General features: G+C 73.9%; 28 protein-coding genes and 1 tRNA gene. 11 read left to right on the forward strand and 18 right to left on the reverse strand.

The window, feature by feature from the left end:
- Positions 1 to 22: 22 nt before the first annotated feature.
- The 3 genes from GA0070623_RS09435 to GA0070623_RS09445 all read right to left on the reverse strand — a co-directional run bounded on the left by GA0070623_RS09435 (position 23) and on the right by GA0070623_RS09445 (position 2,055).
- Positions 23 to 217 (reverse strand): helix-hairpin-helix domain-containing protein, encoded by a 195-nt coding sequence (locus GA0070623_RS09435; RefSeq protein WP_067311378.1) that lies wholly within the window; start codon positions 215 to 217, stop codon positions 23 to 25.
- A gap of 91 nt (positions 218 to 308) precedes the next feature.
- Positions 309 to 644, reverse strand: a complete 336-nt coding sequence (locus GA0070623_RS09440; RefSeq protein WP_231932730.1) for a hypothetical protein — start codon at positions 642 to 644, stop codon at positions 309 to 311.
- A 214-nt stretch (positions 645 to 858) separates the two neighbouring features.
- Entirely contained in the window at positions 859 to 2,055 is a 1,197-nt protein-coding gene (locus tag GA0070623_RS09445) for a helix-turn-helix domain-containing protein (protein ID WP_067311350.1), read from the reverse strand.
- 99 nt (positions 2,056 to 2,154) lie between these two features.
- Between GA0070623_RS09445 and GA0070623_RS09450 the strand changes: the two genes are divergently transcribed.
- Positions 2,155 to 2,463 carry a hypothetical protein gene (locus GA0070623_RS09450; protein ID WP_067311353.1) on the forward strand — a complete coding sequence of 103 codons (309 nt, stop codon included), beginning with the start codon at positions 2,155 to 2,157 and terminating at the stop codon, positions 2,461 to 2,463.
- 125 nt (positions 2,464 to 2,588) lie between these two features.
- Here GA0070623_RS09450 and GA0070623_RS09455 read toward each other — a convergent pair.
- Positions 2,589 to 2,660, reverse strand: a tRNA-Val gene (locus GA0070623_RS09455).
- 57 nt (positions 2,661 to 2,717) lie between these two features.
- A complete protein-coding gene (locus GA0070623_RS09460; protein ID WP_231932731.1) occupies positions 2,718 to 3,347 on the reverse strand; it encodes a TIGR02611 family protein in 630 nt (209 codons plus the stop codon).
- A 293-nt stretch (positions 3,348 to 3,640) separates the two neighbouring features.
- On the opposite strand from GA0070623_RS09460, the gene GA0070623_RS09465 reads away from it, so the two are divergent.
- A complete protein-coding gene (locus GA0070623_RS09465) occupies positions 3,641 to 4,072 on the forward strand; it encodes an SsgA family sporulation/cell division regulator (RefSeq protein WP_067311359.1) in 432 nt (143 codons plus the stop codon).
- Positions 4,073 to 4,176: 104 nt separating this feature from the next.
- On the opposite strand, the gene GA0070623_RS09470 is transcribed toward GA0070623_RS09465, so the two are convergent.
- Positions 4,177 to 4,953 (reverse strand): glucose 1-dehydrogenase, encoded by a 777-nt coding sequence (locus tag GA0070623_RS09470; RefSeq protein WP_067311362.1) that lies wholly within the window; start codon positions 4,951 to 4,953, stop codon positions 4,177 to 4,179.
- 212 nt (positions 4,954 to 5,165) lie between these two features.
- Here GA0070623_RS09470 and GA0070623_RS09475 point away from each other — a divergent pair, with 212 nt between their 5' ends.
- The gene (locus tag GA0070623_RS09475) at positions 5,166 to 6,080 is read left to right on the forward strand and encodes a helix-turn-helix transcriptional regulator (protein WP_067311365.1); all 915 of its coding nucleotides are present in this window, start codon (positions 5,166 to 5,168) and stop codon (positions 6,078 to 6,080) included.
- A gap of 4 nt (positions 6,081 to 6,084) precedes the next feature.
- The gene (locus tag GA0070623_RS09480; protein ID WP_231932732.1) at positions 6,085 to 6,543 is read left to right on the forward strand and encodes an RrF2 family transcriptional regulator; all 459 of its coding nucleotides are present in this window, start codon (positions 6,085 to 6,087) and stop codon (positions 6,541 to 6,543) included.
- A 2-nt stretch (positions 6,544 to 6,545) separates the two neighbouring features.
- Here GA0070623_RS09480 and GA0070623_RS09485 read toward each other — a convergent pair whose 3' ends face one another.
- The 7 genes from GA0070623_RS09485 to GA0070623_RS31630 form a co-directional block, all read right to left on the reverse strand.
- Positions 6,546 to 7,190 (reverse strand): malonic semialdehyde reductase, encoded by a 645-nt coding sequence (locus tag GA0070623_RS09485; protein ID WP_231932733.1) that lies wholly within the window; start codon positions 7,188 to 7,190, stop codon positions 6,546 to 6,548.
- A complete protein-coding gene (locus GA0070623_RS09490; RefSeq protein ID WP_067311369.1) occupies positions 7,187 to 7,744 on the reverse strand; it encodes a flavin reductase family protein in 558 nt (185 codons plus the stop codon). The genes GA0070623_RS09485 and GA0070623_RS09490 overlap by 4 nt, the downstream gene beginning before the upstream one ends.
- Positions 7,741 to 9,078, reverse strand: a complete 1,338-nt coding sequence (locus tag GA0070623_RS09495) for an LLM class flavin-dependent oxidoreductase (RefSeq protein ID WP_089003983.1) — start codon at positions 9,076 to 9,078, stop codon at positions 7,741 to 7,743. Before GA0070623_RS09495 ends, GA0070623_RS09490 begins: the two co-directional genes overlap by 4 nt.
- A gap of 10 nt (positions 9,079 to 9,088) precedes the next feature.
- Complete coding sequence (locus tag GA0070623_RS09500; protein ID WP_084261438.1) at positions 9,089 to 9,952, reverse strand: ABC transporter permease; 864 nt, start codon at positions 9,950 to 9,952, stop codon at positions 9,089 to 9,091.
- Positions 9,945 to 10,940 (reverse strand): ABC transporter ATP-binding protein, encoded by a 996-nt coding sequence (locus tag GA0070623_RS09505; protein WP_231932734.1) that lies wholly within the window; start codon positions 10,938 to 10,940, stop codon positions 9,945 to 9,947. The genes GA0070623_RS09500 and GA0070623_RS09505 overlap by 8 nt, the downstream gene beginning before the upstream one ends.
- Entirely contained in the window at positions 10,937 to 11,956 is a 1,020-nt protein-coding gene (locus GA0070623_RS09510) for an ABC transporter substrate-binding protein (RefSeq protein WP_089003984.1), read from the reverse strand. The genes GA0070623_RS09505 and GA0070623_RS09510 overlap by 4 nt, the downstream gene beginning before the upstream one ends.
- A 147-nt stretch (positions 11,957 to 12,103) precedes the next feature.
- Positions 12,104 to 12,181, reverse strand: coding sequence for a putative leader peptide (locus GA0070623_RS31630; RefSeq protein ID WP_350938629.1), 78 nt, complete (start codon positions 12,179 to 12,181; stop codon positions 12,104 to 12,106).
- Positions 12,182 to 12,465: 284 nt separating this feature from the next.
- Here GA0070623_RS31630 and GA0070623_RS09515 point away from each other — a divergent pair, with 284 nt between their 5' ends.
- Both GA0070623_RS09515 and GA0070623_RS09520 read left to right on the forward strand, forming a co-directional pair.
- The gene (locus tag GA0070623_RS09515; protein WP_007075522.1) at positions 12,466 to 12,645 is read left to right on the forward strand and encodes a DUF4236 domain-containing protein; all 180 of its coding nucleotides are present in this window, start codon (positions 12,466 to 12,468) and stop codon (positions 12,643 to 12,645) included.
- A 163-nt stretch (positions 12,646 to 12,808) separates the two neighbouring features.
- Positions 12,809 to 13,339, forward strand: coding sequence for a potassium channel family protein (locus GA0070623_RS09520; RefSeq protein WP_067312345.1), 531 nt, complete (start codon positions 12,809 to 12,811; stop codon positions 13,337 to 13,339).
- On the opposite strand, the gene GA0070623_RS09525 is transcribed toward GA0070623_RS09520, so the two are convergent.
- Both GA0070623_RS09525 and GA0070623_RS09530 read right to left on the reverse strand, forming a co-directional pair.
- Positions 13,299 to 14,195: a hypothetical protein gene (locus GA0070623_RS09525; protein WP_067312348.1), complete on the reverse strand. Its 897-nt coding sequence runs from the start codon at positions 14,193 to 14,195 to the stop codon at positions 13,299 to 13,301. The genes GA0070623_RS09520 and GA0070623_RS09525 overlap by 41 nt on opposite strands.
- 24 nt (positions 14,196 to 14,219) lie before the next feature.
- Positions 14,220 to 14,741, reverse strand: coding sequence for a VOC family protein (locus GA0070623_RS09530; protein WP_089003985.1), 522 nt, complete (start codon positions 14,739 to 14,741; stop codon positions 14,220 to 14,222).
- 50 nt (positions 14,742 to 14,791) lie between these two features.
- Here GA0070623_RS09530 and GA0070623_RS09535 point away from each other — a divergent pair, with 50 nt between their 5' ends.
- Together GA0070623_RS09535 and GA0070623_RS09540 are read left to right on the forward strand one after the other, a co-directional pair.
- Positions 14,792 to 15,253, forward strand: coding sequence for a MarR family winged helix-turn-helix transcriptional regulator (locus GA0070623_RS09535; protein ID WP_067312354.1), 462 nt, complete (start codon positions 14,792 to 14,794; stop codon positions 15,251 to 15,253).
- Between the two features lie 57 nt (positions 15,254 to 15,310).
- On the forward strand, positions 15,311 to 17,071 hold the full coding sequence (locus GA0070623_RS09540) for a tetratricopeptide repeat protein (protein WP_067312357.1): 1,761 nt from the start codon (positions 15,311 to 15,313) through the stop codon (positions 17,069 to 17,071).
- A 118-nt stretch (positions 17,072 to 17,189) separates the two neighbouring features.
- Here GA0070623_RS09540 and GA0070623_RS09545 read toward each other — a convergent pair whose 3' ends face one another.
- Both GA0070623_RS09545 and GA0070623_RS09550 read right to left on the reverse strand, forming a co-directional pair.
- A complete protein-coding gene (locus tag GA0070623_RS09545; protein WP_067312386.1) occupies positions 17,190 to 18,623 on the reverse strand; it encodes a sensor histidine kinase in 1,434 nt (477 codons plus the stop codon).
- Between the two features lie 41 nt (positions 18,624 to 18,664).
- Positions 18,665 to 19,321 carry a response regulator transcription factor gene (locus GA0070623_RS09550; protein ID WP_067312360.1) on the reverse strand — a complete coding sequence of 219 codons (657 nt, stop codon included), beginning with the start codon at positions 19,319 to 19,321 and terminating at the stop codon, positions 18,665 to 18,667.
- A gap of 95 nt (positions 19,322 to 19,416) precedes the next feature.
- On the opposite strand from GA0070623_RS09550, the gene GA0070623_RS09555 reads away from it, so the two are divergent.
- Together GA0070623_RS09555 and GA0070623_RS09560 are read left to right on the forward strand one after the other, a co-directional pair.
- Positions 19,417 to 20,571, forward strand: a complete 1,155-nt coding sequence (locus GA0070623_RS09555; RefSeq protein ID WP_067312363.1) for a LolA family protein — start codon at positions 19,417 to 19,419, stop codon at positions 20,569 to 20,571.
- A 289-nt stretch (positions 20,572 to 20,860) separates the two neighbouring features.
- Entirely contained in the window at positions 20,861 to 23,089 is a 2,229-nt protein-coding gene (locus tag GA0070623_RS09560) for a HelD family protein (protein ID WP_084261473.1), read from the forward strand.
- Positions 23,090 to 23,150: 61 nt separating this feature from the next.
- On the opposite strand, the gene GA0070623_RS09565 is transcribed toward GA0070623_RS09560, so the two are convergent.
- Positions 23,151 to 23,558, reverse strand: a complete 408-nt coding sequence (locus tag GA0070623_RS09565) for a hypothetical protein (protein ID WP_407937973.1) — start codon at positions 23,556 to 23,558, stop codon at positions 23,151 to 23,153.
- 381 nt (positions 23,559 to 23,939) lie between these two features.
- Between GA0070623_RS09565 and GA0070623_RS09570 the strand changes: the two genes are divergently transcribed.
- Positions 23,940 to 24,275, forward strand: a complete 336-nt coding sequence (locus GA0070623_RS09570) for a hypothetical protein (protein ID WP_172898502.1) — start codon at positions 23,940 to 23,942, stop codon at positions 24,273 to 24,275.
- Positions 24,276 to 24,427 lie beyond the last annotated feature (152 nt).

A 24,427-nucleotide genomic window follows, 5' to 3' on the forward strand; every position in this document is an offset into this window, starting at 1 on the left:
CCGGCGATCCTGAAAGGAATTGCTACCCGAGGCTGAGATCGTGCTGCTCCAGTGCGCTCTGAAGGATCCCGAGCGCTCTCGGCCCCACCCCGTGCAGTGCGGCCAGCTCGGCGCGCGGCACGCCCGCGAGGTCGCGCAACGTCAGGTAGCCGGCTCCGGTCAGCGCACGCGTTGCCGGCGCACCGATCTTCGGCAGGGCGTCGAGGGAGGAGTTCACGCCGCCGACCCTACGCACCCGCCGCCGCACCCGCGCCCACCGACGTGAACGTGTCACGAGGCCGGCGGCCACCGGCCGGACCGCTGCCCGCTCAGCGGACAGTGGACTCTCGGCCGGTCGGATCGGTGTCATCCGGCCTGGCGGCGCTGGTGCCGGTCGGATGCGGCCGGCACGGTAGCCGCACTTCGGTCTCCTGCACCTCCGGCGGCCGTCTGGTCCAGCCGACGAAGTGGCGGTACAGGGGGCCGGCCGGTGCCCAGGGCATGTCCTCGGCCGCCCGGACGAAGCAGGCCCCGAGGTGGAGGGCCAGCGACACCGGCGCGTCGGCGTACTCCGCGCGCAGTTCCTGCCGCCGGGTCGGACAGGGCCAGGGCCGGTCGCATCCGCCGCAACTCCACCCCGGCGGCACCGGGCCGTGACTGGTCACCGCTCCTCCTCGGTCGGCCAGTGTCCACGGCTGATCGGAAGCCGGTGTCGGACGTGACCCGCCGCAGGAGTCCGCTGTTCACCGCCATGTGGCTGGCCCTCCGTCCTCAGGGCATGGAGGGCAGCACACCACTGGTGCTCCTCGTTCCGTGCCCGGCTTCAGTGAGCCTCAGCCTCATGCCCCGCCGGCCACCGATCCAGAGGGTGAGCGTCCGCTAACCAGATGCGCTGTCCGCTGATGGTCGCCGTCCCGGTGCGAACTCGGTGCACACATCACGCAGTGTCACTGCCTCCGGCACTCCCGACTGCTCCACCTTCGCCAGCAGTTCCGCAGCACGCCACCAGTTCGACGGCACCACCCGTCCGGACGCCACCGCCTGCGCCCCCAGGGCAACCGCCTCGTCCGGCTGGCCGGCGGCGACCAGGGCGAGACCGAGGTCGAGGCGGGCCGACGCGGACCGGCGGGGCCGCGCTCCCCCATCGCCGTACGGGTCCAGCTCGGCCAACACCGCCCGCGCCACCTGCTCGGCACCGGGGTCACCCGCCCACGCCAACGTCGTGGCCGCGTACGCGGCAGCCTTGGCCGGGTCGTAGCGATAGTGGTGCTCGGCCCGCTCAGGAGCGGGCAGATTCGCCGTCAGCCGCTCCACCCGGTCCAACGCTCGGCGAGTCGCACCGACATCGCCGATCCGCGCCCAGGCGCGAGCCTCCTGAGCAGTCGCCTGAATGCGGGCGGAACTTCCCCTCGGAGCGACCCGCTGCGCTTGACGGGAGAGATCGAGTGCTCCCTGGTAGTCACCTTGGGTCAGCACATCCCAGGCCCGGGTTTCGAGGCACCACGCCTGGATCTCGCCGTGCTCGGCATGTTCGGCAAGATCACGAGCGGCTCGCAGGTGGGCGACCGCAGCAGTCCGTTGCCGCAGGTCGATGTGAACCGTCGCCCGCAGCACCGCCAACCAGCCACCGGCAACCAACAACCGCCTCCGTTGCGCGAGCGTCACCCTCCCCTCCAACAACCGCCCCACGTAGGAGAGATGCCGCCGCACCAACGGCAGGAGATCCGCCGGTGTCATCGTCGGGTAGGCACTGGCGAGATCGTCAACGCCCTGCTCGATCCGGTCGAGCACGTCCGCGCTCACATCACTGGCGGCGACTCTGGCCCTCAGCTCGCCGGCCTCGGCCGCATGGTCGATCGGCGCATCCACCAACCGCGCGAGTGCACCTCCCACGTCGAGAACCCGATCCAGGTGACAAGCCGTGTCGACTGTCGGAGCCTTGAGTCCCGCCTCCAACTCGTGCAGATGGCTCTTACTCCGATGAGCACGCTGCCCCAGGGAACGAAGCGACAGACCACGCTGCTCCCGAAACTCACGCAGAGCTACGCCGAAGCGCGGGTCGACAGACGAGACCATACCGCCGCTCCAAGCTCACGGGGCCAGGCGACACCCGGTCGCCACCTCGTCGGACGGTACCCCGACCACCGGCCGGATCGTTGCACCCGTCGTGCCCGAATGGCGCAGCCCGCCGTACCACTGGAGGTCCGACCATGCACCGTCGCCCGGCCGCTGCGGGTCACCTTCGTCGACGCCACGTACTCGGCGGCGAAGCTTGAGGGGTGGGCCGCCAAGGTCCGGAACGACCAGGCATTCTGGCAGCGGCAGGGGGTGACGGTACATGGTGTCGGCACCGACTTCGGCCGGTGCGTCACGGTTGGCCTGGCCGACCCGCAGCGTGACGGCGCGACGGTGCTCGCCCACTACCCCGAGGCGACACTGTGCGTGGAGCAGGGGTACGCCTCAGACCCGCTGACAGCGAGCTGAGCCACTGCCGTTGCACAGAAGGGAGGCACGGCACCCGCCTTCTCGCTGCCTCCCGACCGGTAGTGATCGACAGAGACGACTCAAGGCCCCTCGATCGAGGGGCCTTGAGTTTGCTATATCGAGGGTGGGCGATGCTGGTATCGAACCAGCGACCTCTTCGGTGTGAACGAAGCGCTCTCCCACTGAGCTAATCGCCCTCAGCGCCGTTGACTCTACCCGATCGTGCGACGGAGCCAAAAACCCGGGGGGTGGGGTCAGGTGGTGGCGAGGTAGTGCAGCAGTTGGGCGACCAGGTCGATGCCGAGGCTGTACTTGAGCGAGAGCCAGAGGACCACGGCGACGAAGACCAGGCCGACGGAGCCGAGCAGGAACCGCACCGGCAGCGACCGGGTGGTGGCCCACCGGGTCCAGGCGTGCACGTGCCGGCGGGTGAAGCCGAGCAGGCGGCGGGCCCAGTGGAATTCGACGGCCCAGATGGCGAGGCCGGCGATGACGATCAGCCAGCCGGGGCCGGGCAGCGGGATGAGGGCGATGCCGACGGTCACCACGAGCGCCCCGGCTACGGCGATGAAGATCTTGAGGGCGACCCGGCCGGTGGGGTTGGCCCGGATCAGGTCGAGGGTGGTGCGCAGCCGCCAGCGCCAGCCGGCGGGGCGGGCGGCCAGCGCGGTGCGCCCGGACCGGCTTCCGCCGCCGCCCCGGGCACGTCCGTTCGCGGCCGGGCGGGGCCTGCCCCGGGCCGTCCGGGAGGGACGTCCGGCACGACCAGCGTCGGACATCGTCCGACCGTCCCGGTCCGGTGGCTTGATCGGCACCCCGTCACCCCGCCTTTTGGCTGCCCGGGCCCCTACTTTCGGTGACCCGGCCATACTCACCGCATCCATTGAGGAACGCTTCGTGGCCATTTCACACCCCAGTGTCGTCCCGGCCCGTCACTTGCGCAGACCACTGGACGTTACCGGAGTAAGTCGACGACTGAACCACCCGACTTCGGACGGGCTCCCGACTGGGCAGAACCGGAAATCCTACAAGAATCCTCACATTCTCGCAGCGATTCGGACCCCCTTCCCACCACTGGGTGAAGTCAGCGTATGGCGGAGCGTAGCCAGCAGTAGCACCTGAGTATGGGAAAAGCGGGACACGCGCGTTCCGCAGCGGTGCCGGGGGGAGAACGTCCATGAGTGTCATCCGACCGACGACCGTAGAGGTCGAGACGTCACTAAGGCTCGTCGCGCCTGACGCCACCGCCTTGCCGGTGCGTGCCAGTCTGCGTTACGACCCTGCTGACCCGTATGCGGTCCATGTCCTGTTCCACGCCGAATCGGCCGGCGGCGAGGCGGTGAGCTGGTCCTTCGCCCGCGAGCTGCTGGTCACCGGCCTCGACGAGCCGGCCGGCATCGGCGACGTGCGGGTCTGGCCCTGGGCCACCCCGCGCGGCGACTTCGTCGCGCTGGCCCTGTCGTCGCCCGACGGTAACGCCCTGTTCGAGGTCCCGCGCAGCGTGCTGGTGCGCTTCCTGCGCCGGACCTACGTCGTCGTCCCGCGCGGCCGGGAGGCCGAGCACCTGGACGTCGACACGGCGGTGAGCCGGCTGCTCGCCGGCCGCTGACCAGCAGCCCCACCGGAGCCGCGCGGATCTGCCGAGTCCGCGCGGCTCCGGCCGTCCGACGCCCGGGTACGCCTGCCTCCCCGGTCACCCGCCGGGCACACCGGTCAGCCGTGCGTGGTGATGCCGCCGTCGACCGGGATCACCGCGCCGGTCAGGTACGCCCCGGCCCGCGACGCCAGGTAGATCGCCGTGCCGGCCATGTCGTCGGGGCGGCCGATCCGACCGAGCGGCACCTGCTGCTCGATCGCCGCCCGGGACGCCGGGTCGTCGAGGGCGAAGGCCATCATCCTGCTCTCGAACGGCCCCGGGGCGATCGCGTTGACCGTGATCCGCTCGTCGGCGAGCTGGTGGGCCAGGCTGCGGGTGAGCATGTGCACGGCCGCCTTGGTGGCGGAGTAGGCGTACACCTCCATCGTCGGCACCCGGAGACCGTCGATCGAGCCGATGTTGATCACCCGGGCCGGGTCGTCGTCGCCCGCCGCGGCGCGCAGCAGCGGCAGCAGCGCGGTGGTGAGCCGGAACACGGCCTTCACGTTGACCGCCCAGAGCTTGTCGAACGCCGCGTCCGGGTACGCCTCCAGGGGTGCGCCCCAGGTCGCGCCCGCGTTGTTGACCAGCACGTCGAGCCGGTCGTACCGCTCGCGGACGGCGGCGGCGAGCCCTGCCGCGCCCGCGTCGTCGCTCAGGTCGGCCGGGATCGCCGTGCAGCGCCCCTCGGCGGACAGCTCCTCGGCCACCGCCGCGCACACGTCGGCCTTGCGGGAGGAGATGATCACGTCGGCTCCGGCCCGGACGAAGCCCCGGGCGATCATCAGCCCGATCCCCCGGGAGCCACCGGTGACCAGCACCGTCTTACCGTCGACCGAGAACAGATCCGTCATGGGCACCCCATCGCGTGTCGCTTTTCTTACCGATCGGTAACGTAGCCCGGCCCGGACGGACCGGACAAGCCACGGCGGTCGACCCCGCCGACACCGGCCGGGCCGCCACCGAGGGTGCCCGCGATGCCGGGGGTGCGCCCGCCCGCCGGGAACGCGGCGGAGTCCCGTCGCCGGGATGCGACCACGGCCCTGCCCGGTTACGGTCGAAGACGATGGTCCCTTCCGGTCAGCTCTCCCCGGCAACCCGTCCCGACCTGCCCCGCCCCGAGATCGAGATCCTGGAGCTGGGCGACCTCACCCCGGGCACGGGGCCACCCCGGCCGTTCCTACTCGACGCCGACCTGCTCGTCCTGGTCACCGACGGACACGGCATCGCCGAGCTGGACTTCCGCGCGCTGCCCTGCCGGGCCGGCACCCTGCTGCGGGCCACCCCCGGGCAGGTGCTGCGCTCCCCCACCCGACTCGACGCGATCGTGGTCCGCTGGCGGGCCGACGCGCTGCGCGGCCTGGACGTCGATCCCGCCGCGGTCCCCCAGCACCACCAACTCGTCGGCGAGGACGAGGACGCGGTCATCAACGAGGTCTCCCAACTGGTGGTGGACCACCGCCGGCACCGGGACGACCCGGCCGCCCACGCCCTGCTCCGGCACCAGCTCGCGGTGCTGCTCATCCGGCTCGCCCTGCTGCCCGGCGCCGCACAGGCCCGGCGGACACCCGACGACGCCGACCCGCAGCGCACCGAGCTGGTGACGTTCCACCGGTTCCGCCGGGAGGTGGAGGCGGGTTACCCGTACACCCGCCGGGTCGAGGACTATGCGGCCCGGTTGGGCTGCTCGGTGCGTACCCTGACCAGGGCCTGTCTGGCGGTGACCGGGCGCAGCGCCAAGCAGGTGGTGGACGAGCGGGTCGCGCTCCAGGCCCGCCGGCTGCTCGCCGCCACCGACGAACCGGTCGCCCGGGTCGGCCGCCAGCTCGGCTTTCCCGAGCCGACGAACTTCGGCCGGTTCTTCACCCGCGAGGTGGGGGTGAGCCCGGGGGCGTTCCGGGCCGCCCGGGACCGCCCACCGTCACGAATCGGCCGGCCACGGCGACCCGCCGACCCCGCCACCCCCGACGGGCAGGCATGATGGCATGGTGCAGATCTCCGCGCGCGGCGACTATGCGGTCCGAGCGGCCCTGAGCCTGGCCACCGCCTACCCCTCCCTGCTCTCCACCCAATCGATCGCCAGCGAGCAGGACATGCCGCGCAAGTTCCTCGAGGCCGTCCTGGCCGACCTGCGCCGGGCCGGCGTGGTCCGCGCCCAGCGTGGCGCCGAGGGCGGCTACACGCTGGCCCGCTCGCCGCGCGAGGTCACCGTCGGGGCGATCCTGCGCGCCGTCGAGGGTCCGCTGGCCGGGGTACGCGGGCTGCGTCCCGAGGAGACCCGGTACGAGGGCTCGGCGGAGAACCTCCCCCGGCTCTGGGTGGCCGTCCGCGCCGCCGTCCGGCAGGTGCTGGACGAGGTGACCCTCTCCGAGGTGGTCAGCGGCCGGCTCCCGATGCACGTGCGGAGACTGACCACCCTGCCCGACGCGTGGGAGCCGCGCTGAGGTCACCGGGTCCAGACCACCTCCTCGGTGGTGAGCCGGGGCAGCCTCTCGCGCCAGGCGTCCGGGCCGGGGCGGCCGATGTTCACCAGGAGCAGCACCTCGTGCCGTCCGTCGGGAAAGAACTCCCGCTGCACCCCGGTGGCGTCGAAGCCGGCCATCGGTCCGGCGGCCAGGCCGGCGGCGCGTACCCCGATCAGCAGGTAGCCGATCTGGAGGGTGGCGTTGAACCGGGCCTGGGCGACCCGCTCCGTCCGGTCGGCCAGCCACTGCCGCGCCTGCGGCTGGTGTGGGAACAGCTCCGGCAGCCGCTCGTGGAAGTCGACGTCGGCGGCGAGCACCGCCACCAGCGGCGCGGCGGCCGTCTTCGCCCGGTTGCCGCTCGACAGGTACGGCAGCAGTCGGTCACGGGCCGCCGTCGAACGCAGCAACAGCACCCGCAACGGTTGACCGTTGAGCGCGGTCGGGCCGTACCGGATCAGCCCGTGGATCGCGGCGACCTGCGCGTCGTCCACCGGTTCGGCGGTGAACGTGTTGGCCGTGCGGGCCGCCCGGAACAGCAGGTCCTGGGCGGCCGGGTCGAGGGCGAGCAGGGACGCCCCGGCCCGGTCCGCCCGACCGGCGGCGGGTGTGCCCGTCGCGCCGGTCACACCGGTACCCGGGTGTGCGCGGTGGTGTAGTCGCCCCGGTGGTACACCAGCGGGTCGCCGTCGGGCCCGGGACCGAGGGCGAGCGGTTCGGCGATGACCAGGACGTGGTCGCCGGCCGGCACCCGGTGCACCACCCGGCACAGCAGCCGGGCCAGCACCCCGTCGAGCAGCGGCACCCCGAACGGGCCGGGCGTCCAGGCCCGGTGCGCGGCGAACCGGTCGATGCCGCTGGTGGCGAAGATCCGGGCCACCTCGGTCTGGTCGGCGCCGAGCAGGTGGACGGCGACGTGCTCGGCGCGGTCCAGCACCGGCCAGCTCGACGACGTGACGCCGAGGCAGAACGACACCAGCGGCGGGGTCAGCGACACCGAGGTGAACGAGGTGGCGGTGAAGCCGGCCCGGGCCGGACCGGAGTCCCGGGCGGGACCGGTCGGCTCGGGGTGGCGGGCCACGGCGGTGACCACGGTGACCGTGCTGGCCTGCCGGCGCAGCAGGCCGCGGAACAGGTCGTGGTCGACGGGCAGCAGGTCGGCCGGACGGTCCGGGGTGGTCATGCGGTCACCAGCTCCCGGTCGCCCGCATAACGCGAGCCCGGCCGGGGCAGTCCGTAGTGCTCGCGCAGCGTCCGGCCGGTGTACTCGTGGCGGAACAGGCCCCGGGCGCGCAGCAACGGCACCACGTGGTCGACGAAGTCCTCCAGCCCGCTGGGCAGCAGGGGCGGCATCACGTTGAAGCCGTCGGCGGCCCCCTCGGTGAACCACCGCTCGATCTGGTCGGCGACCTGCTCCGGGGTGCCGGCCACCACCCGGTGCCCGCGTCCGCCGCCGAGCCGGCCGATCAGCTGCCGGACGGTCAGCCGCTCCCGCCGGGCCAGGTCGACGACGAGCTGGTAACGGCTCTGGTGCGACTGCACGGTGGCCGCGTCGGGAAGCTCCGGCAGGGGACCGTCCAGCGGCAGGCCGGTGAGGTCGACGCCGATCATGCCGGACAGTTGCGCGAGGGCGTGCTCGGGGACGATCAGCTCCTCCAGTTCGTCGGCGAGCGCCCGCGCCTCCGCCTCGGTGCCGCCGAGCACCGGGGCGATGCCGGGCAGCACCTTCACCAGCTCCGGGTCACGGCCGGCGGCGACCGCCGCCTGCTTCACCGTCGCGTAGAAGCGCTGCCCGTCGACGAGGGTCTGTTGGGCGGTGAAGACCGCCTCGGCGTACCGGCCGGCGAAGGTGACCCCGTCCGGGGAGGAACCGGCCTGCACCAGCAGGGGTCGGCCCTGCGGTGGACGCGGGGTGTTCAGCGGGCCGCGTACCCGGAACCGTTCGCCGGCGTGGCCGATCTCGTGCACCCGGTCGGTGTCGGCGAAGATCCCGGTGGCCGGGTCCAGCACCAACGCGTCGTCCTCCCAGCTGTCCCAGAGCTTCACCGCCACCTCGACGAACTCGGCGGCCCGCCGGTACCGGTCGGCGTGCGCCGGGTGGTCGTCCAGGTTGAAGTTCCAGGCCTCCCGGGCCTGGGCGGAGGTGACGATGTTCCAGCCGGCCCGGCCGCCGCTGAGGTGGTCCAGCGAGGCGAACGTACGGGCGGTGGTGAACGGCTCGTTGTAGCTGGTGGAGACGGTGGCGATCAGGCCGACGTGGGTGGTGACGGTGGCCAGGGCGGCGAGCAGGGTCAACGGCTCGAAGACGGCCTGGATGTTGTGCCGGACGGCCGGTCCGACGGCCAGCGAGTCGGCGAGGAAGACCGAGTCGAGCGTGCCGCGCTCGGCGGTGCGGGCCAGCTCCTGGAAGTGCCGCAGGTCGGTGACCCGACCCGGGTCGGTGCGCGGGTGCCGCCAGGCCGCCTCGTGGTGGCCGACGCCGAGCAGGAAGGCGTTGAGGTGCAGGGTGCGGGGCATGGTGGTCCTCTCAGGACGTGACGTCGACGCGCCAGGTGGAGAAGCGGCGTTCGACGACGACGAGGAGCTGGTTCACGGCCAGCCCGATGGCGGAGATGGTGACGATCCCGGCGTACATGTCGGGGATGGCGAAGTTGTACTGGGCGTAGTTGACGAGGTATCCCAGCCCGGCCTTGGCACCGACCATCTCGGCAGCGACCAGCACCAGGATCGAGTAGGCCCCGGCGAGCCGGACGCCGGTGAAGACGGTGGGCACGGCCGCCGGCAGGATCACCTTCTGGAACAGCCGCAGGTGGTTCAGGCCCATCGACCGGGCCGACCGCACCAGCAGCGGGTCGACGCCCTTCACCCCGGCGATGGTGTTCAGCAGGATCGGCCAGGAGCAGGCATAGAGCACCAGGGCGATCTTGGAGGTCTCGCCCAGTCCGAGGATCAGCACGAAGACCGGCAGCAGGGCCAGCGCGGCGGTGTTGCGGAACACCTCCAGCAGCGGGCCGAGCAGTTCCGCGAGGGGCCGGTACCAGCCGATCAGCAGACCGAGCGGGATGGCGGTGAGCACCGCCAGGCCGAGCCCGGACAACGACCGGGTGAGGCTGGCGCCGACGTGCTCGGCGAGCTGCCCGCTGGTCAGCAGCGCCCACCAGGCGACCAGCACCTCCGACAGCGGCGGGAGGAAGACCCGGTCGACCAGCCCGGCCCGGGGCGCGGTCTCCCAGATCGCGGCCAGCGCCGCCAGCGCGGCGGTGCGGTGCAGCGCCCGTCCGCCGAGGCCGGCGAGCCGGGTGAGCGGGCCGGGCCGGGCGACGGTGGGCACCGTCGACACGACGGCGGGCGGCGGGACCAGCCGGGTGGGGCGGTCGGCGATGTCAACCAACGGAGAGCTCCTCGATGCCTGTGGTGGACGCCCCGACCGCAGCGGCGACGGGCACCGGGACCTCGGCGGCCGCGGGCGCTCCGGCGGGGGCCGCCGTGACCGCGGCGGCGGGCGCTCCGGCGGGGGCGGCCGGCCGGCCGGGCCACCGGCGGCGGGTGGGCCGGGCAGGGCGACCGGCCCGGCGCTCGGTGGACTGGGCGGCACGGACCTCGGCCCGCAACGACGTCCAGATCTCGTGCCGGTGGTGCCGGAAAGCGTCGGACGAGCGCACGTCGTCGACCGCGCCCCGGTCACCCAGCTCGATGTCGACGACCTGTTTGATCCGCCCGGGGCGGGAGGTCATCACGGCGACGCGGCGACCGAGGTAGACGGCCTCGTCGATGCCGTGGGTGATGAAGACGATGGTCTTGCCGGTGGCCTGCCAGATCCGCACCAGCTCGTCCTGGAGCGCGTCGCGGGTCTGCGCGTCCAGGGCGGCGAACGGCTCGTCCATCAGCAGGATGTCCGGGTCGTACGCCAGGCTGCGGGCGATCGCCACCCGCTGCTTCATGCCCCCGGACAACTCGTGCGGGTAGTGCGCGGCGAATCCGCTCAACCCGACCAGTTCCAGGTGCTGGGCGACCAGGTCCGCGCGCTCGGCGCGGGGCACCCCCTTGGCCTCCAGTCCGAAGGCGACGTTGCCGGCGGCGGTCCGCCAGGGCAGCAGGGCGTACTGCTGGAAGACGATGCCCCGGTCCAGCCCGGGGCCGGTCACCGGCCGACCGTCGACGAGGACCCGGCCGGAGGTGGGCCGGGACAGGCCGCCGAGCAGGTCGAGCAGGGTCGACTTGCCGCAGCCGCTGGGGCCGACGACGACCAGGAACTCGCCGGGGCGTACCGCGAGGGTGAGCTGGTCCAGGGCGGTGACCGCGCCGGTGGGCGCACGCCGTCCGGCGCGGACGTCGAAGGTCCTGGTGACCCGGTCGAAGAGGACCTTGTCGGCGCTCACGCGGCACCCCCGCCGGTGGCGAACGGGTTGTAGTCGTTGGTGTAGACGTCGCCGGGTTTCGGCCGGTCGCCCTTGAGTTCACCGGCGTCGGCGAGCCAGTCGATCCAGGTGGTGAACTCCCGGTCGGTGATCACGCCGCCCCGGCCGGCGACACCGTTGCTCTTCCAGTACCGCACCAGGGCGGGATCCTCGTTGCGGCCGCGCCGGGCGATGATCTGTTCGAGCCGGGCGACCACGGTCTCCCGGGGCTGGGTCCGCGCCCACTCGATGGCCCGGCCGACACCGCCGACGAAGGCCCGGACGGTGTCCGGGTTGCGCCGCAGGAAGTCGTCCCGGAACACGTAGGCGCCCGCGCTGAACGCGCCGAGCAGTTCGTGATCGGTGAAGACGGTGCGTACCCCGCCGTTGGCGACGGCCTTGTCGCGGATCACGCCACCGAGCACCGCGACGTCGATCTGCCGGGCCCGCAGCGACTGTTCGGTGTTGACCGGGGGCAACGCGACCAGCTCGACCCGGGCGATCTCGGCGGGGGTGAGACCACCGCGGGCCAGCCAGGTCTTGAGCACCGCCTCGGCGTGCGCGCCGAGGGTGTTCATGCCGACCTTCCGGCCGATCAGGTCGCGGGGACCTCTGACCGGGCTGTCCTGGAGGACGTAGTAGCCCTGGAAGGTCTGCGCGTCGGAGCCGTAGTAGCTGACCACGGCGGTGATCGGTGCGCCCGCGGCGACGAGCTTGACGATCGCGCCGTTGAACGCCCCGCCGAAGTCGCTCTGCCCGGTGGCGGTGGCCTGGATGTCGGCCGGGCCACCGGTGACGTTGCCGATCCAGTCGAGCCGTACGTCGCCGAGGTAGCCGAGGTCGGCGGCCAGTTCGGGGAGGGTGACCTGGCCGACGGAGCCCTGGTAGCGCAGGGTGGTGGTCTGTCCGGCCGCCTCGGCGTCGGAGCCGCAGGCGGTGGCGGCGGTGAGGGTGAGCAGGGCCGCGACGGCGGCGAGGGTACGACGGAGTGGGGACATGGGGGTCTCCTGATCGGTGCACGGAGGGGCCGCGCGGCGCGCGGAGGTGCGCCGCAGCGCGGGCGTCGGGCCGTCGTGGGCCGGGCCGGGCGGTGCGGCGGGTGGGCGGTGCGGGAAGAGGGTGCCGGGGTGCGGACGGGCGTCAGCTCAACAGAGCGCGCTCGCGTGCCGGACCAGGTCGACGTGCACGCGAGCGGTGAGGTGGAGCTCGTCCCGCTGCGACATGACCTCATGCTGCCGGCCGCGAGGCGAGCCGGTCAACGTCCTTCCATCAGATGGGACTTGCGCGTTTCGCCACGCTCTTTGACTCACCTACCTGCGTTTATAAATCCTTAACACCTACCGACTAGCTAGAGTTTGCGAAACCGTCCAGCTCGGACCGGAGCAGGTTCCAGCTCGGACCGGAGCAGGTTCCAGCTCGGACCGGAGCAGGTTTCGGATTTCGTGGATGCGGGCATCTACCGGGTCGAGACGGCAGCAACGACAGGGAACGCGAAGGGAGCGCCACGATGGGTCTGATGTTCCGCAAGCGCAAGAAGTACGGCCCGATCATCCTGAACTTCACCGAGAACGGCTTCTCCTCGTGGAGCATCAAGATCGGTCGCTGGTCCTGGAACTCCCGGGCCAAGGCGCACCGTGTCGACCTGCCCGGGCCGCTGTCCTGGAAGCAGGACAAGTCCCGCGCGTGACCCCTGCGATCGATCGGGGCGTCGACGGTTCGTCGGCGCCCCGATCGGCGTCCGTGCCACCCGCCCGGCAGCGGCCGGGTTCGGTGTTCGTGCACCCGGCGCGGCAGCGACCGGGTTCGGCGTTCACCTGATCGGGACCGCCGCGACGGCGCAGAATCGCCGCATGGCACGCGTCGACGGGAGCTACCCACGGGCACGGCGGCACGCCCTGGCGTCCTGCGCCCTGCTGCTGGCCAGCTACTTCCTGATTCCGCTGGAGCCCGATCCGAACGGCCTGCGGCTGACCCTGCGGGCAGCGGGCACCCTGCTGCTGATCAGCGTGGTCACCTTCCTGGTCACCCGCCAGGTCAGTCGCCAGCTCGGCAACCGCGCGCCCGCCGGCGCGGACGAGGCCCGGTCGTTGAGTCGACTGGTGGTGGCCCTGGTCGCCGGGCTGCTCGCCTTCGCGCTGGCCGACTACGTGGTGGCCGGCAGCGGGCCGGGCCAGTTCATCGGGCTACGTACCCGGTGGGACGCCCTCTACTTCGCGCTGGCCACCCTCACCACGGTCGGCTACGGCGACGTGCACGCCCAGGGACAGCTCGCCAAGGCGATCGTCTGCGTGCAGATGCTGTTCAGCATCGGGGTGATCGCCACCGGGGCGTCCATCGTGGTCAAGCGGTTGACCGGCCGGCCGGAGCGGGGTCCGCGCTGATCAGCACGTCCCCGCCGAGCCGTCCGTGCGCCGGCTCCCGGGTGACCGCGCCGGTCTCCAGCAGCGCGGTCAGCGCGCCACCGGCGTCCACCGCCCGGTACGCCGTCGCGGTCAGCGCGTGCCGCCGCAGCTCGGTCACCGTACGCGGACCGTGCCGGGCCAGCTCGGCCAGGAGTTCGTCGGCCAGCGGGCCGGCCGGTGGCGGGGCGACGGCCGCGCGCAGCCCGCCAGCCGGATCGCGGTACCGCACCGGGCCGGAGGAGGCGGCCGTCCAGAGTGCCTCCTTGAAGGCTTCCAGGCTCTTGTCCAGCCGGCTACCGAAGGCGACCAGGCGGGCCGGTGACCCGTCCACGGGCACCAGCTCGACCTCGGCGACCAGGGGGTACCCGGCCGCCGCCAGGGCCGGCCGCAGGGTGGCGGTCGGGGCGGCGGTGAGCAGCACCTCGGCCGGGCGGCCGGTCGTGGTGGCGGCCAGCAACGCCGGGTCGGGTGCCGCGCCGTCGATCAGGGTGAGCAGTGGTGCGCCGGCCGCACCGGCCGCCCGGAGCACCACCGGCAGCCGGGCCGGGTCGCCGGGCACCACGTGCACGGCCACGTCGGCCGGGAGGCCGGCCTCGACGGCACCGAGCCGGGTGGGTAGTTCCGGGTCGTCACCGGCGAGCACCAGCACGGTGAGCCGGCGGCCCCGGAGCCGGTCGGCGACGCCGGCCACCGCCCGCAGGGCCGCCTCGGCGGTGCCGGGGTCACCGGCGTACGACAGCGCGAGGGTGGCCCGCCGGGAGCGGTGCAGCGCCCCCGGCAGCCAGTGGTCGAGCTGGCGGACGAGCAGCTCCCGCAGGACGGCGTCGATCGACATGCTGTCGTTCTACCGTACGGCGGTTCAGACCGGCACGGAGATCCCCACCCCGCCCCGGGTCTGCCCGCCGTAGCGGGCGCGCTCCCGGTCGAGGTCGAGCCGACCGATCCGCTTGCGGGCCGCCAGAGCGTCCTCGTCGAGCAGGTCGGCCGGGACGATCCAGACGATCTCGAACTCCAGCCCGTCGGGATCCCGGCCGTAGAGGCTCTTGGTGGTGCCGTGGTCGGAGGTGCCGACCAGGGCGTCGGCGGCGGCCAGCCGCTGCGCGGTGGCGGCCAGTTCGTCGAGGGTGTCCAGCTCCCAGGCCAGGTGGTAGAGGCCGACGGTGGCCCGCCCGGCCTGCGAGCGGCCGGCGTTCGCGCCGATCTCGAACAGGCCGAGGTCGTGGTCGTTGGTGGAGTCGGGGGCCTGGAGGAAGGCCGCGCCCCGGAACCCGTCCGGGGTCATCGGCACCGGGCGGAAGCCCAGGACGTCGCGGTAGAAGGCGATGCTGCGGCCGAGGTCGGAGACGTAGAGGACGGCGTGGTTGAGGCGATGGATTCCCATGCCGACGACGTTACCGCGATTTTGTTGAGCGTTCAACTATTCCGGCTATGATGACCGTCATGACCCGCTGGCTGGACCCCGACGAGCAGCAGACCTGGCGTGCCTTCCTGGCCGCCTCCCGGGCGCTGACCGACACCCTCGACCGCGAGCTGCAACGCGACGCCGGAATGCCGCACGCCTACTACGAGATCCTGGTCCGGCTCTCCGACGTGCCCGACCGGCGGCTGCGGATGAGCGAGCTGGCCGACCTCACCGGCTCCTCGCGCAGCCGGCTCTCCCACGCCGTCGCCCGGCTGGAGACCAGCGGCTGGGTCCGTCGCGAGGACTGCCCCACCGACCGGCGCGGGCAGATCGCCGTCCTCACCGACACCGGTTTCGCGGCCCTCGCCGCCGCCGCCCCCGGCCACGTCGAGGGGGTACGCCGGCACCTGTTCGACGCGCTCAGCCCGGCCCAGGTCGACCAGCTACGCCGGATCAGCGAGACGCTGGTCGCCCACCTGACCGGTTCTTGACCAAGTTGCCGACCGGCAAGGGTTGTACTAACCGTCGCCGGCCAAGCACGATGGGGCGTGTCTTCCGGCTTCGGTGAACTGACCCTCCAGGCGCAGCACCTGGTGTCCGCCGGCGACCTGGCCGGTGCCCAACGACTGCTCGCCGACGCGCTGACCGACGCGGACCCCCGCCCCGACCACGCCTCCCCCGAGCTGGCCGAGGCCGCCGGGCTCCAGGCCCGACTGCTGGTCACCCTCGGCGAGCCGCACTCGGCACGGGGCTGGGCGGCCTTCGCGTACGCGGCGTCGAGCCGGTTGTACGGCATCTCCGACCAGCGGACCATCTCGACGGCGGCCACCCTGGCGGCGGTGCTGCACCGGGTCGGCAGCGACGCCCGCGCCGCCCGGCTCTACTCCGAGGTGATCCTGGAGCTGACCGCGCACGACGGTCCGGAATCGCTGCGGGTGCTCGCCGCGCACGCCGACCTGGCCACCGTGGAGTACGCCCGCGGCCAGTGCGCCCAGGCCCGGGAGCGCCTCCAGGACGCCTGGGAACTGCACCGCGAGGTGTACGGCGACGGCCACGCCAGCGGGATCAAGATGCTCGCCCGGCTCGGCGCGATGCAACGCGACTGCGGCCGGTTCGACGAGGCGCACGACAACCTCGCCCTCGCCCGCGAGCTGGCCCGCCAGCACCTGGCCCCCGACGACCCGCTGGCCCGGCAGGTGGCCGCGCTGGCCCGGGCCGCCGCCGACCCGGACCACGTCTGCGACGACGAACCCGCCCCGGAGCGCGACGCACCGGTGGTGCCGGCCGCCCGCACCCCGCCGCCCGCCGAGGGGCCACCCGATCCGCCGGCCTGGTCGGTCGGGGTGACGCCGCCCGACGAGACGTACCCGCCGACGGTGCCCGGTCAGCGGCTGCCCACCGAGGACGGCTACCCGGCAGGCGGTTATCCGGGAGGCGGCTACCCGGGGGACGACTACCCCGGGGACGGCTCGGGGGGTGGCTACCCGGGGGACGGCTACCCGGCCGGGGGCGGCTACCTTCCGCCGGGCGGTCGTCCCGGCTCCGGCTACCCGGACGCGGGGCACCACGCCGGGGGCACCGGCCACACCGGCTACCCCACCGGCCCGGACTATCCGACCGCATCCGACTACCCCACCGCGCCGGACTACCCGGCCGGATCGGGCCGGATCGGGGACGACGGACGCTGGCCGGCCGGGACGCCCGCCGGCCGGCGCGAAACCCCGTACGCCCCGCCGCCGACGCACGGTCGCGCCGACGACGAGGCCGCCGGGGTACGCCGGGTCCACGCACCGGTCCCGGTGGACCGGTCCCGGCTGCTGCCCGTGCTGGTGCCCCGCCGGCACGCCCCGCCGCCGCGTCGACCGGGGGCCGTGCCGATGGTGGCGGCCGGCGTGGCGGTGGTGCTGCTCGGCGCCGTCGCGGTGATCGCCGGGGTGTCCGGGGTGGGCGGTTCCGGCGACCCGTCGCCGGCCGCGCCGGGCAACCCCGGGACCACCCCGAGCACCGCCGGCACACCGGCCGCGCCGCCCGCGTCACCCGGCACCCCACCGGGTCGGGTGACCCTGCGCGACCGGCCCGACGGCATCACCCTGAGCTGGACGTACCCGGCCGGTAGTGAGGGTCCGGTGATCCTGTCCGCCGGCCGGGCCGGGCAGGATCCGCGTCCGTTCGAGACGTTGCCGCCCGGGACCGACAGCTTCGTCGTGCACGGCCTGGACCGCACCACCGACTACTGCTTCACCGTCGCCGTCGTCTGGTCCACCGACGTGGTGGCCCGGGCGAAACGGGTCTGCACCGCCCGTCGCTGACCCACCGCCCCGGCCGGACGACCCGGACGGCCGCACCCCTGCGGCCGCCACCACGTCCGGGTCGCCCCCGCCCGGGCACCGGAGTAGCCGCCCGGTCACCGGAGCGGCCCGGCGACGGTCAGTCGGGCTCCGGTAGGAGCGGTAGGCGCAGCCGCACCACCAGTCCGGGGCCGGCGTCGGCCAGCTCCACAGTGCCGCCGCCCCGACGGACCAGTTCCCGGACGATGGCCAGGCCCAGGCCCGCGCCGCCCGCGTCCCGGGCCCGGCCCTCGTCGAGCCGGGTGAACCGCCGGAACACCCGTTCCCGGTCCGCGGCCGGGATGCCCGGCCCGTCGTCGGTCACCGTCACCAGGTGGTACGCCCCGTCCACCGCCGGCTCGACGGCCAGCACGATCCGCTCCCGGGCGTGCCGGACGGCGTTGTCGACCAGGTTCCCCAGCACCCGTCGCAACTCGTCGGGAACGCCGACCGTCCACGCCGACCCCGCCACGGCGACGGTCACGACCGGCGACGCAGGCGACCCCGATACGACCGGCGACCCCGCCACGACCGGCGACGCGGGCGACCCCGGGCCGGACACGGCGGTGCCGGCGGCCCGCGGTCCCGGCCGGCGGGCGGCGACCTCGGCGAGCAGCCCACCCAGCTCCACCGGTTCCGCCTCGCGGGGCGGGCCGGGCGGCCGGGCCGGCTGCTCGTCGAGCCGGGCCAGCAGCAGCAGGTCGTCGACGAGCCGGCCCAGCCGCTCGGTGTCGACGAGCAGGTCGGCGGCGACGGCGGGCCAGTCGGAACGGTCACCGAGCCGCTGGGCCACCTCCAGCTCGGTACGCATGTTGGTCAACGGGCTGCGCAGCTCGTGTGCCGCGTCGGCGAGAAACGACCGCTGCCGCGCCCGGGCCGCCGACAGCCGGTCCAGCATGTCGTTCAGGGTCACCGCCAGCCGGTGGATCTCGTCCTGCGAGGCGGGCACCGGCAACCGGTCGGCCGCGTCCCGGCCGGTGATCTCGGCGGCTCCGCTGCGCAACGCCTCGACCGGCCGCAGGGTCGCCCCGACCACCCGCCAGGCGACCACCGCGAGCAGCCCCACCAGCAGCGGGAAGGCGACCAGGAGCACCGTCCGGGCGGCCTGGGTGGCGTGCCGGACGTCCACCGTGGAGCGACCCACCAGCACGGTCACCGGCTCCCCCGCCGCCTGGGCCGGCACCGCCACCACCCGGACCGGCCCCTGCCAGCCGAGCCGCTGGCCGGGCACCACCGTCCGTCGCCGGCCCTCCCCGGCGAGCTGGTCGGGGCGGACCATCGGCACCAGCCGGTCGGCGTCGATGGAAGCGGCCCGGATCCGTCCGGCCGAGTCGACCACCTGCACCCGCAGCTGCCCGCCCGCCACCGGCAGCGGATCGGGCAGGGCGTCCTCCGCGGCCAGCCGGGCCACCGCGTCGGCCGTCCGGAACGCCTCCTCGTCGACGGTGCGTTGCAGCGTCCACCCCAACGCCACCAGCAGCACCACCCCGCCCAGGGCCAGGCCGACCGAGAGCCCGGCCACCCCGAGCACCATCAGCCGGGCCCGCAGGCCCAGCGCCGACCAGCGCAGCCGGCTCACGGGATCAGCCGGTAACCGGCGCCCCGCACGGTCTCCAACCGGTCCCGGCCGATCTTGCGGCGCAGGTAGCCGACGTAGACCTCGACCGCGTTCGGCGCGGTACGCAGGCTCGCGTCCCAGACGTGGTCGAGCAGCTCGGTCTTGGAGATCACCTCCCCGGGCCGACGGATCAGGTACTCCAGCAGCGCGAACTCCCGGGCGGTGAGCGCCACCTCGACGTCAGCCCGGGTGACCCGTCGGCGGGCCGGATCGAGCCGCAGGTCACCGAGGGCGAGCACGGTCGGCCGCTCGGGAGCGCCCCGCCGCAGCAACGCCCGCAGCCGGGCCACCAGCACCACGTACGAGAAGGGCTTGGTGAGGTAGTCGTCCGCGCCGCAGTCCAGCCCGTCGGCCTGGTCGTACTCGCCGTCCTTGGCCGAGAGCATCAGCACCGGCAGCCAGCGCTCGTCGGCGCGCAACCGGCGGACCACCTCGTAACCGGACAGGCCGGGGAGCATCACGTCGAGGATCATCGCGTCGTAACCGCCGTGCCGGGCGGCGTCCAACCCGGCCGGCCCGGTGCCCGCCGTGTCCACCACGAACCCCTCGGCGGTCAGGCCACGCTGTAACGCCGCCGCCAGCCGCGCCTCGTCCTCCACCACCAGCACCCGCATCGTCCCAGCGTGCCACCTCGACGCGACCGGCCGGGCGGGCGTCCTCAGCCGGCTCACAGCACCGAACCGGCAGGATGGTCCCAGGAGGTGCCGTCATGTCCGTACTGAAGAACCGTTCCACCCTGCGGTGGCTGGTGCCGCTGGCCGCCGCGGTCACCGTCGTCGGCGGGGGTGCCGCGATCGGCACGTTCGCGGCGAACGCCGAGCCAGCCCTGCCCCCGCGCAGCGCCGCCCAGCTCCTGGTCGACCTACAGACCGCCCGGCTGGACGGGCTCTCCGGCACGGTGGTGCAGCGCGCCGACCTCGGGCTGCCGCCGCTGGTCGGCCTGGCCGGTGGGGACGCCGCGCTGCTCGCCGGCACGCACACCCTGCGGGTCTGGTACTCCGGCCCGGACCGGCAGCGGGTCGCGCTGCTGGACACCCTCGGCGAACGGGACGTCATCCGGTCCGGCCGGGACCTGTGGACGTGGGACAGCCGGGCCAACAAGGCCACCCACCGGACCCTGCCGGAGTCGACCGGGCGGACGGCGGACGAGGCGCTGCCGATCACCCCGCAGGACGCCGCCGAGCGGGCGCTGGCCGCCGTGGACCCGAGCACCCTGGTCACCACCGGCCGGTCGGCCACCGTCGCCGGCCGGGACGCGTACGAGCTGGTGCTCACTCCGCGTGACGAGGCGTCCCTGGTGCACCAGGTGCGGATCGCCATCGACGCCACCGAGCACGTGCCGCTGCGGTTCGAGGTGCTCGCCGACGGCGCCGACCAGCCGGCGTTCGAGGTGGCCTTCACCCAGGTCGACTACCAGCGGCCGGACGCCGACCAGTTCACCTTCAACCCGCCGCCCGGGGTGAAGGTGACCGAGGCCACCGGTGACCGGCCGCACGCCCGGGACGGGGCGCAGTCGAAGCCCGGCGTCGGGTCGAAGCCCGGTGCGGCGCAGCGGTCCGGGGACGGCGACGACGCCGGTCTGCGTACCGTCGGGGACGGCTGGACCACGGTGCTGGTGGCACGGACGGGCGAGGCGGACGCGGCCCGGACCCCGGCCGGCGGTGCGGCGAAGCCCGGACCGGCCGACGGTCCCGAAGCGGCGCAGGCCCTCGACCTGCTCAACGGGTTGCCGAAGGTCAGCGGGGACTGGGGCAGCGGCCGGCTGTTCGCCGGGAAGCTGTTCAGCGTGCTGCTCACCGACGACGGGCGGGTGCTCGCCGGAGCGGTCACGCCGGAGCGGCTGTACCAGGCGGCGCGGGGCTGACCCGACACGCCACGACCCCCGGGGGTCCGGGCCGGCGGGAGCCGGTGCGGACCCCCGTAGGCTGTCCGGGGTGGCCTGTCCGGTTTCCGTAGCCGGCCCGCCCGGCCTGGCGGGAGGCTTGGTGCGGGCCGCCGCAGGCGGTATCTTGAGCAGTTCCCGAAAGAGAAGATGGAACGGCCGAAACACCGTTCCAGCGGCCTTTTCAGCACGAGGAGACGGCTTGTCGATCAGTCCGGACAAGCTGCGGCACCACGACGACGAGATCGGCCGCGAGCAGGAGTACGTCTCGATGCTCTACGGCCGGCTGGACGCCATGCGCGAGCAGGCCGGCAACCGGCTCGCCGACGCGCTGCGGGCCGGTGGCGGCGGCACCCAGCAGGACCGCTCCCAACGGGACAGCGCCCTGCGGATGTACGCCGACCAGGTCAGGCAGTTCTCGGCGGTCGCCCAGGGGCTGGCCTTCGGCCGGCTCGACGGCACCGACGGCAGCCGGCGCTACATCGGCCGGATCGGCATCTTCGACAACGACAGTGACTACGATCCGCTGCTGATGGACTGGCGGGCACCCGCCGCCCGCCCCTTCTACCTCGCCACCGCCGCCAACCCGCAGGGGGTACGGCTGCGGCGGCACCTGCGCACCCGCGAGCGCAAGGTCACCGGCCTCAACGACGAGGTGCTGGACATCGAGTCCGCCTCCCCCACCGGTCACGAGGAGCTGACCGGTCAGGCGTCCCTGCTCGCCGCGCTCAACGCGGGGCGTACCGGCCGGATGCGGGACATCGTGGAGACCATCCAGGCCGAGCAGGACCGGATCATCCGGGCCGACCTGGCGGGGGTGCTCGTCGTGCAGGGCGGGCCGGGGACCGGCAAGACGGCCGTCGCGCTGCACCGCGCCGCGTACCTGCTCTACACCCACCGGCAGCAGCTCTCCACCCGGGGCGTACTGCTGGTCGGGCCGAACGCCACCTTCCTGCGCTACATCTCGCAGGTGCTGCCGACGCTGGCCGAGACGGGCGCGCTGCTCAGCACCCCCGGCGACCTCTTCCCCGGGGTGAACGCCCGCCGGGCCGAGCCGGCCGGGACCGCCGCGGTCAAGGGCCGGGCGGTGCTGGCCGAGGTGCTCGCCGCCGCCGTACGCGACCGGCAGTGGGTGCCCGACGAGCCGCTGGAGATCGAGTTGCCCCAGCGGGAGGTGCTGCTGCTGGACCCGGCGACCGTGCGCCTGGCCCGGGAGCGGGTCCGGCGCACCGGTCGACCGCACAACCTGGCCCGCGCCCAGTTCGACATCGAGATCGTGCACGCCCTGGCCGACCAGGTGGCCGAGCGGATCGGCGCCGACCCGCTCGGCGGCGACAACCTGCTGGAGGAGGCGGACCGCGCCGAGATCCGCCGGGAACTGCGCGAGGAGCCGGAGGTCACCGCCGCGCTGGACCGGCTCTGGCCGGTGCTCACCCCGCAGCAGTTCCTCGACGACCTGTACGCCTCGCCGGAGCGGATCGCCGCCGCCGCGCCGATGCTCACCGACACCGAACGTGCCCTGCTGCACCGTCCGCCGGGCGACGGCTGGACGCCGGCCGACGTGCCGCTGCTGGACGAGAGCGCCGAGCTGCTCGGCGAGGACGAACGGGCCGCCACCGCCCGCCGGGAGCGGCTGCGCTCGTTCCAGCGTGAGTACGCCGAGGGGGTGCTGGACATCGCCCGGGGTTCCCGCTCGATCGACGTGGAGGACGACGCCGACGGTGGCGAGATCCTCGGTGTCACCGACCTGATCGACGCCGACCGGCTGCTGGAACGGCAGGAGGAGGGCGACCGGCTGACCACCGCGCAGCGGGCCGCCGCCGACCGGAGCTGGGCGTTCGGCCACGTCATCGTCGACGAGGCGCAGGAGCTGACCCCGATGGCCTGGCGGCTGCTGATGCGCCGCTGCCCGAGCCGGTCGATGACCATCGTCGGGGACGTCGCCCAGACCGGCGCGCTGGCCGGCACCCCGTCCTGGGCCGAGGCGCTGGAGCCGTACGTGGCGCAGCGGTGGCGGCTGGAGGAGCTGACCGTCAGCTACCGCACCCCGGCCGAGGTGATGGCGGTCGCCGCCGAGGTGCTCGCCGGGATCGACCCGGCGCTGCGCCCACCCCGCTCGGTACGCCGCAGCGGCGTGCCGCCGTGGGACCGGACGGTCGCCGCCGACCGGCTCGCCGCCGAGCTGGTCGAGGCGGCCAACCGGGAGGCCGCCGGGCTGGACGAGGGGCGGCTCGGGGTGATCGTGCCGGCCGGCCGGGCCGCCGAACTGGCCGGCGCGGTGCTCGCCGCGCTGCCCGAGGCGGGGGTCGGCGAGCAGCCCGAGCTGGAGGGCCGGGTGGTGCTGCTGACCGTCGGCCAGGCCAAGGGGCTGGAGTTCGACTCGGTGCTGGTGGTCGACCCGGACGGGATCGTGGCCGAGTCCCCGCGCGGGCGCAGCGACCTCTACGTGGCGCTGACCCGCGCCACCCAGCGGCTGGGCGTGCTCCGTCCCGCCTCCTGACAGTGCTGATGTGGGGGGCGGGTCACCCGGCCGGTCTGTCCCGACCCCGCCGCCCCCGCGGTCAGTCGTCGGAGAAGTCACCGATCTCGACCGCGCTGGCGGCCTGGTCGCTGACGGCGCCGCCGGTCGGGGTGCTCAGGCCTCCGGTGCCGGCGTCGCCGGTGGTGGTCGGGGCCACCGTGCCCGGGTGCCGTTCGGGTTGCCGGGCGACCCGGCGCACACTGGCCGGGCCGGCGGTGCCGCCGGTGGTGGTCACCGCGCCCTGCCCTCTGGTCGGGCCGCCGTCACGCAGCACCTCCGGGTCGATCGGCACGTCGGCCACGTCGTCCGGGTCGTCCTCCTGGATGGCCCGGGTCACGTCGACCTGGGGCACGGTCACCTCGTCGAGCGCCCCGGGGCCGTACACGCCGGCGGTGAGCCGTTCCTCGGCCTGCCGGGCGGACTGTCGCATCCTGTCGCTCTCGGCCACGTTCATCACCTCTCAGCAGTGGTGGTGGTGACCCGCTGCCTGCCCGCTGCGGTGCCGACCAAACCGGCCCCGCGCCGACGTACCACGGCGGGGGTGCCCCGGCCCGGACGTCGCCGGAACGCCTCCCAGCCCCGGTCGCGGGCCGCGGAGGGGCAGTGTCGCGGACTGCGCGCCGTGGGCCGGTCGGCGGCGACATTTTCGGTGCCGGTCGGTGTTACCTGCTCACGGTCGGGGGGTAGACCCAGGGTGCCCCCGCCACAGCAGGTGAACCGTGCCGTGGCCGACCGCGGTAGCGGGGCGAGGGAGTGCAGGTACTCATCAAATCCTGAGGAGGACCAGATGAGCACGCAGGCTGCATCCACCAGGCCCATGAACCGGCCGATGCAGGACACCGCCCAGCGCAACGCCATGATGAACGAGCAGACCCGGCAGATGCCGGCGATGCACGACGGGCACCGGGAACCGATGATGTCTCCGGGTACGGAGACCAAGCAGTCGTTCCTGACCACCGAGTTCTGGGTCTATGCCGCCGCCGTCGCGGTCGTGGTGATCTCCGCCTTCTGGCGTGGCACCACCACGAACGGCCTGAACATCAACAACCCGAACCAGGCGTGGTGGTTCCTGACCGCCCTGACCGGCGCCTACCTGGTGAGCCGGGGCCTGGCGAAGGCGGGTTCGGCGCGGCGCTCCGGCGCGGAACGCAGGGGTCGTCGCTGACCACAGCTGCGCAGCGCGAGCTGCGGAGAACGATGGCCCCCGGGGTTTCCCCGGGGGCCATCGCCGTCTTACGTCAGCCGCCGCACGCAGCGGGCGGGTGGCGGTGGGCGCCCGGCGGCCTGACCGCCTCGGAGCCGGGGCCGCCCGCCGGA

The sequence above is a fragment of the Micromonospora rifamycinica genome, from assembly GCF_900090265.1.
In the GTDB taxonomy this organism is placed as follows: Bacteria; Actinomycetota; Actinomycetes; order Mycobacteriales; family Micromonosporaceae; genus Micromonospora; species Micromonospora rifamycinica.

What these genes read in the sequence shown, in the direction of transcription:
- GA0070623_RS09490 (WP_067311369.1), bottom strand. Translation starts at nt 7,744, where the DNA reads ATGACCACCCCGGACCGTCCGGCCGACCTGCTGCCCGTCGACCACGAC.
- GA0070623_RS09570 (WP_172898502.1), top strand. Translation starts at nt 23,940, where the DNA reads ATGCAGGACACCGCCCAGCGCAACGCCATGATGAACGAGCAGACCCGG.
- GA0070623_RS09465 (WP_067311359.1), top strand. Translation starts at nt 3,641, where the DNA reads ATGAGTGTCATCCGACCGACGACCGTAGAGGTCGAGACGTCACTAAGG.
- GA0070623_RS09445 (WP_067311350.1), bottom strand. Translation starts at nt 2,055, where the DNA reads ATGGTCTCGTCTGTCGACCCGCGCTTCGGCGTAGCTCTGCGTGAGTTT.
- GA0070623_RS09515 (WP_007075522.1), top strand. Translation starts at nt 12,466, where the DNA reads ATGGGTCTGATGTTCCGCAAGCGCAAGAAGTACGGCCCGATCATCCTG.
- GA0070623_RS09520 (WP_067312345.1), top strand. Translation starts at nt 12,809, where the DNA reads ATGGCACGCGTCGACGGGAGCTACCCACGGGCACGGCGGCACGCCCTG.
- GA0070623_RS09535 (WP_067312354.1), top strand. Translation starts at nt 14,792, where the DNA reads ATGACCGTCATGACCCGCTGGCTGGACCCCGACGAGCAGCAGACCTGG.
- GA0070623_RS09480 (WP_231932732.1), top strand. Translation starts at nt 6,085, where the DNA reads ATGGTGCAGATCTCCGCGCGCGGCGACTATGCGGTCCGAGCGGCCCTG.
- GA0070623_RS09470 (WP_067311362.1), bottom strand. Translation starts at nt 4,953, where the DNA reads ATGACGGATCTGTTCTCGGTCGACGGTAAGACGGTGCTGGTCACCGGT.
- GA0070623_RS09560 (WP_084261473.1), top strand. Translation starts at nt 20,861, where the DNA reads ATGCTCTACGGCCGGCTGGACGCCATGCGCGAGCAGGCCGGCAACCGG.
- GA0070623_RS09530 (WP_089003985.1), bottom strand. Translation starts at nt 14,741, where the DNA reads ATGGGAATCCATCGCCTCAACCACGCCGTCCTCTACGTCTCCGACCTC.
- GA0070623_RS09525 (WP_067312348.1), bottom strand. Translation starts at nt 14,195, where the DNA reads ATGTCGATCGACGCCGTCCTGCGGGAGCTGCTCGTCCGCCAGCTCGAC.
- GA0070623_RS31630 (WP_350938629.1), bottom strand. Translation starts at nt 12,181, where the DNA reads ATGTCGCAGCGGGACGAGCTCCACCTCACCGCTCGCGTGCACGTCGAC.
- GA0070623_RS09475 (WP_067311365.1), top strand. Translation starts at nt 5,166, where the DNA reads ATGGTCCCTTCCGGTCAGCTCTCCCCGGCAACCCGTCCCGACCTGCCC.
- GA0070623_RS09460 (WP_231932731.1), bottom strand. Translation starts at nt 3,347, where the DNA reads ATGGATGCGGTGAGTATGGCCGGGTCACCGAAAGTAGGGGCCCGGGCA.
- GA0070623_RS09555 (WP_067312363.1), top strand. Translation starts at nt 19,417, where the DNA reads ATGTCCGTACTGAAGAACCGTTCCACCCTGCGGTGGCTGGTGCCGCTG.
- GA0070623_RS09510 (WP_089003984.1), bottom strand. Translation starts at nt 11,956, where the DNA reads ATGTCCCCACTCCGTCGTACCCTCGCCGCCGTCGCGGCCCTGCTCACC.
- GA0070623_RS09545 (WP_067312386.1), bottom strand. Translation starts at nt 18,623, where the DNA reads ATGGTGCTCGGGGTGGCCGGGCTCTCGGTCGGCCTGGCCCTGGGCGGG.
- GA0070623_RS09495 (WP_089003983.1), bottom strand. Translation starts at nt 9,078, where the DNA reads ATGCCCCGCACCCTGCACCTCAACGCCTTCCTGCTCGGCGTCGGCCAC.
- GA0070623_RS09550 (WP_067312360.1), bottom strand. Translation starts at nt 19,321, where the DNA reads ATGCGGGTGCTGGTGGTGGAGGACGAGGCGCGGCTGGCGGCGGCGTTA.
- GA0070623_RS09450 (WP_067311353.1), top strand. Translation starts at nt 2,155, where the DNA reads ATGGCGCAGCCCGCCGTACCACTGGAGGTCCGACCATGCACCGTCGCC.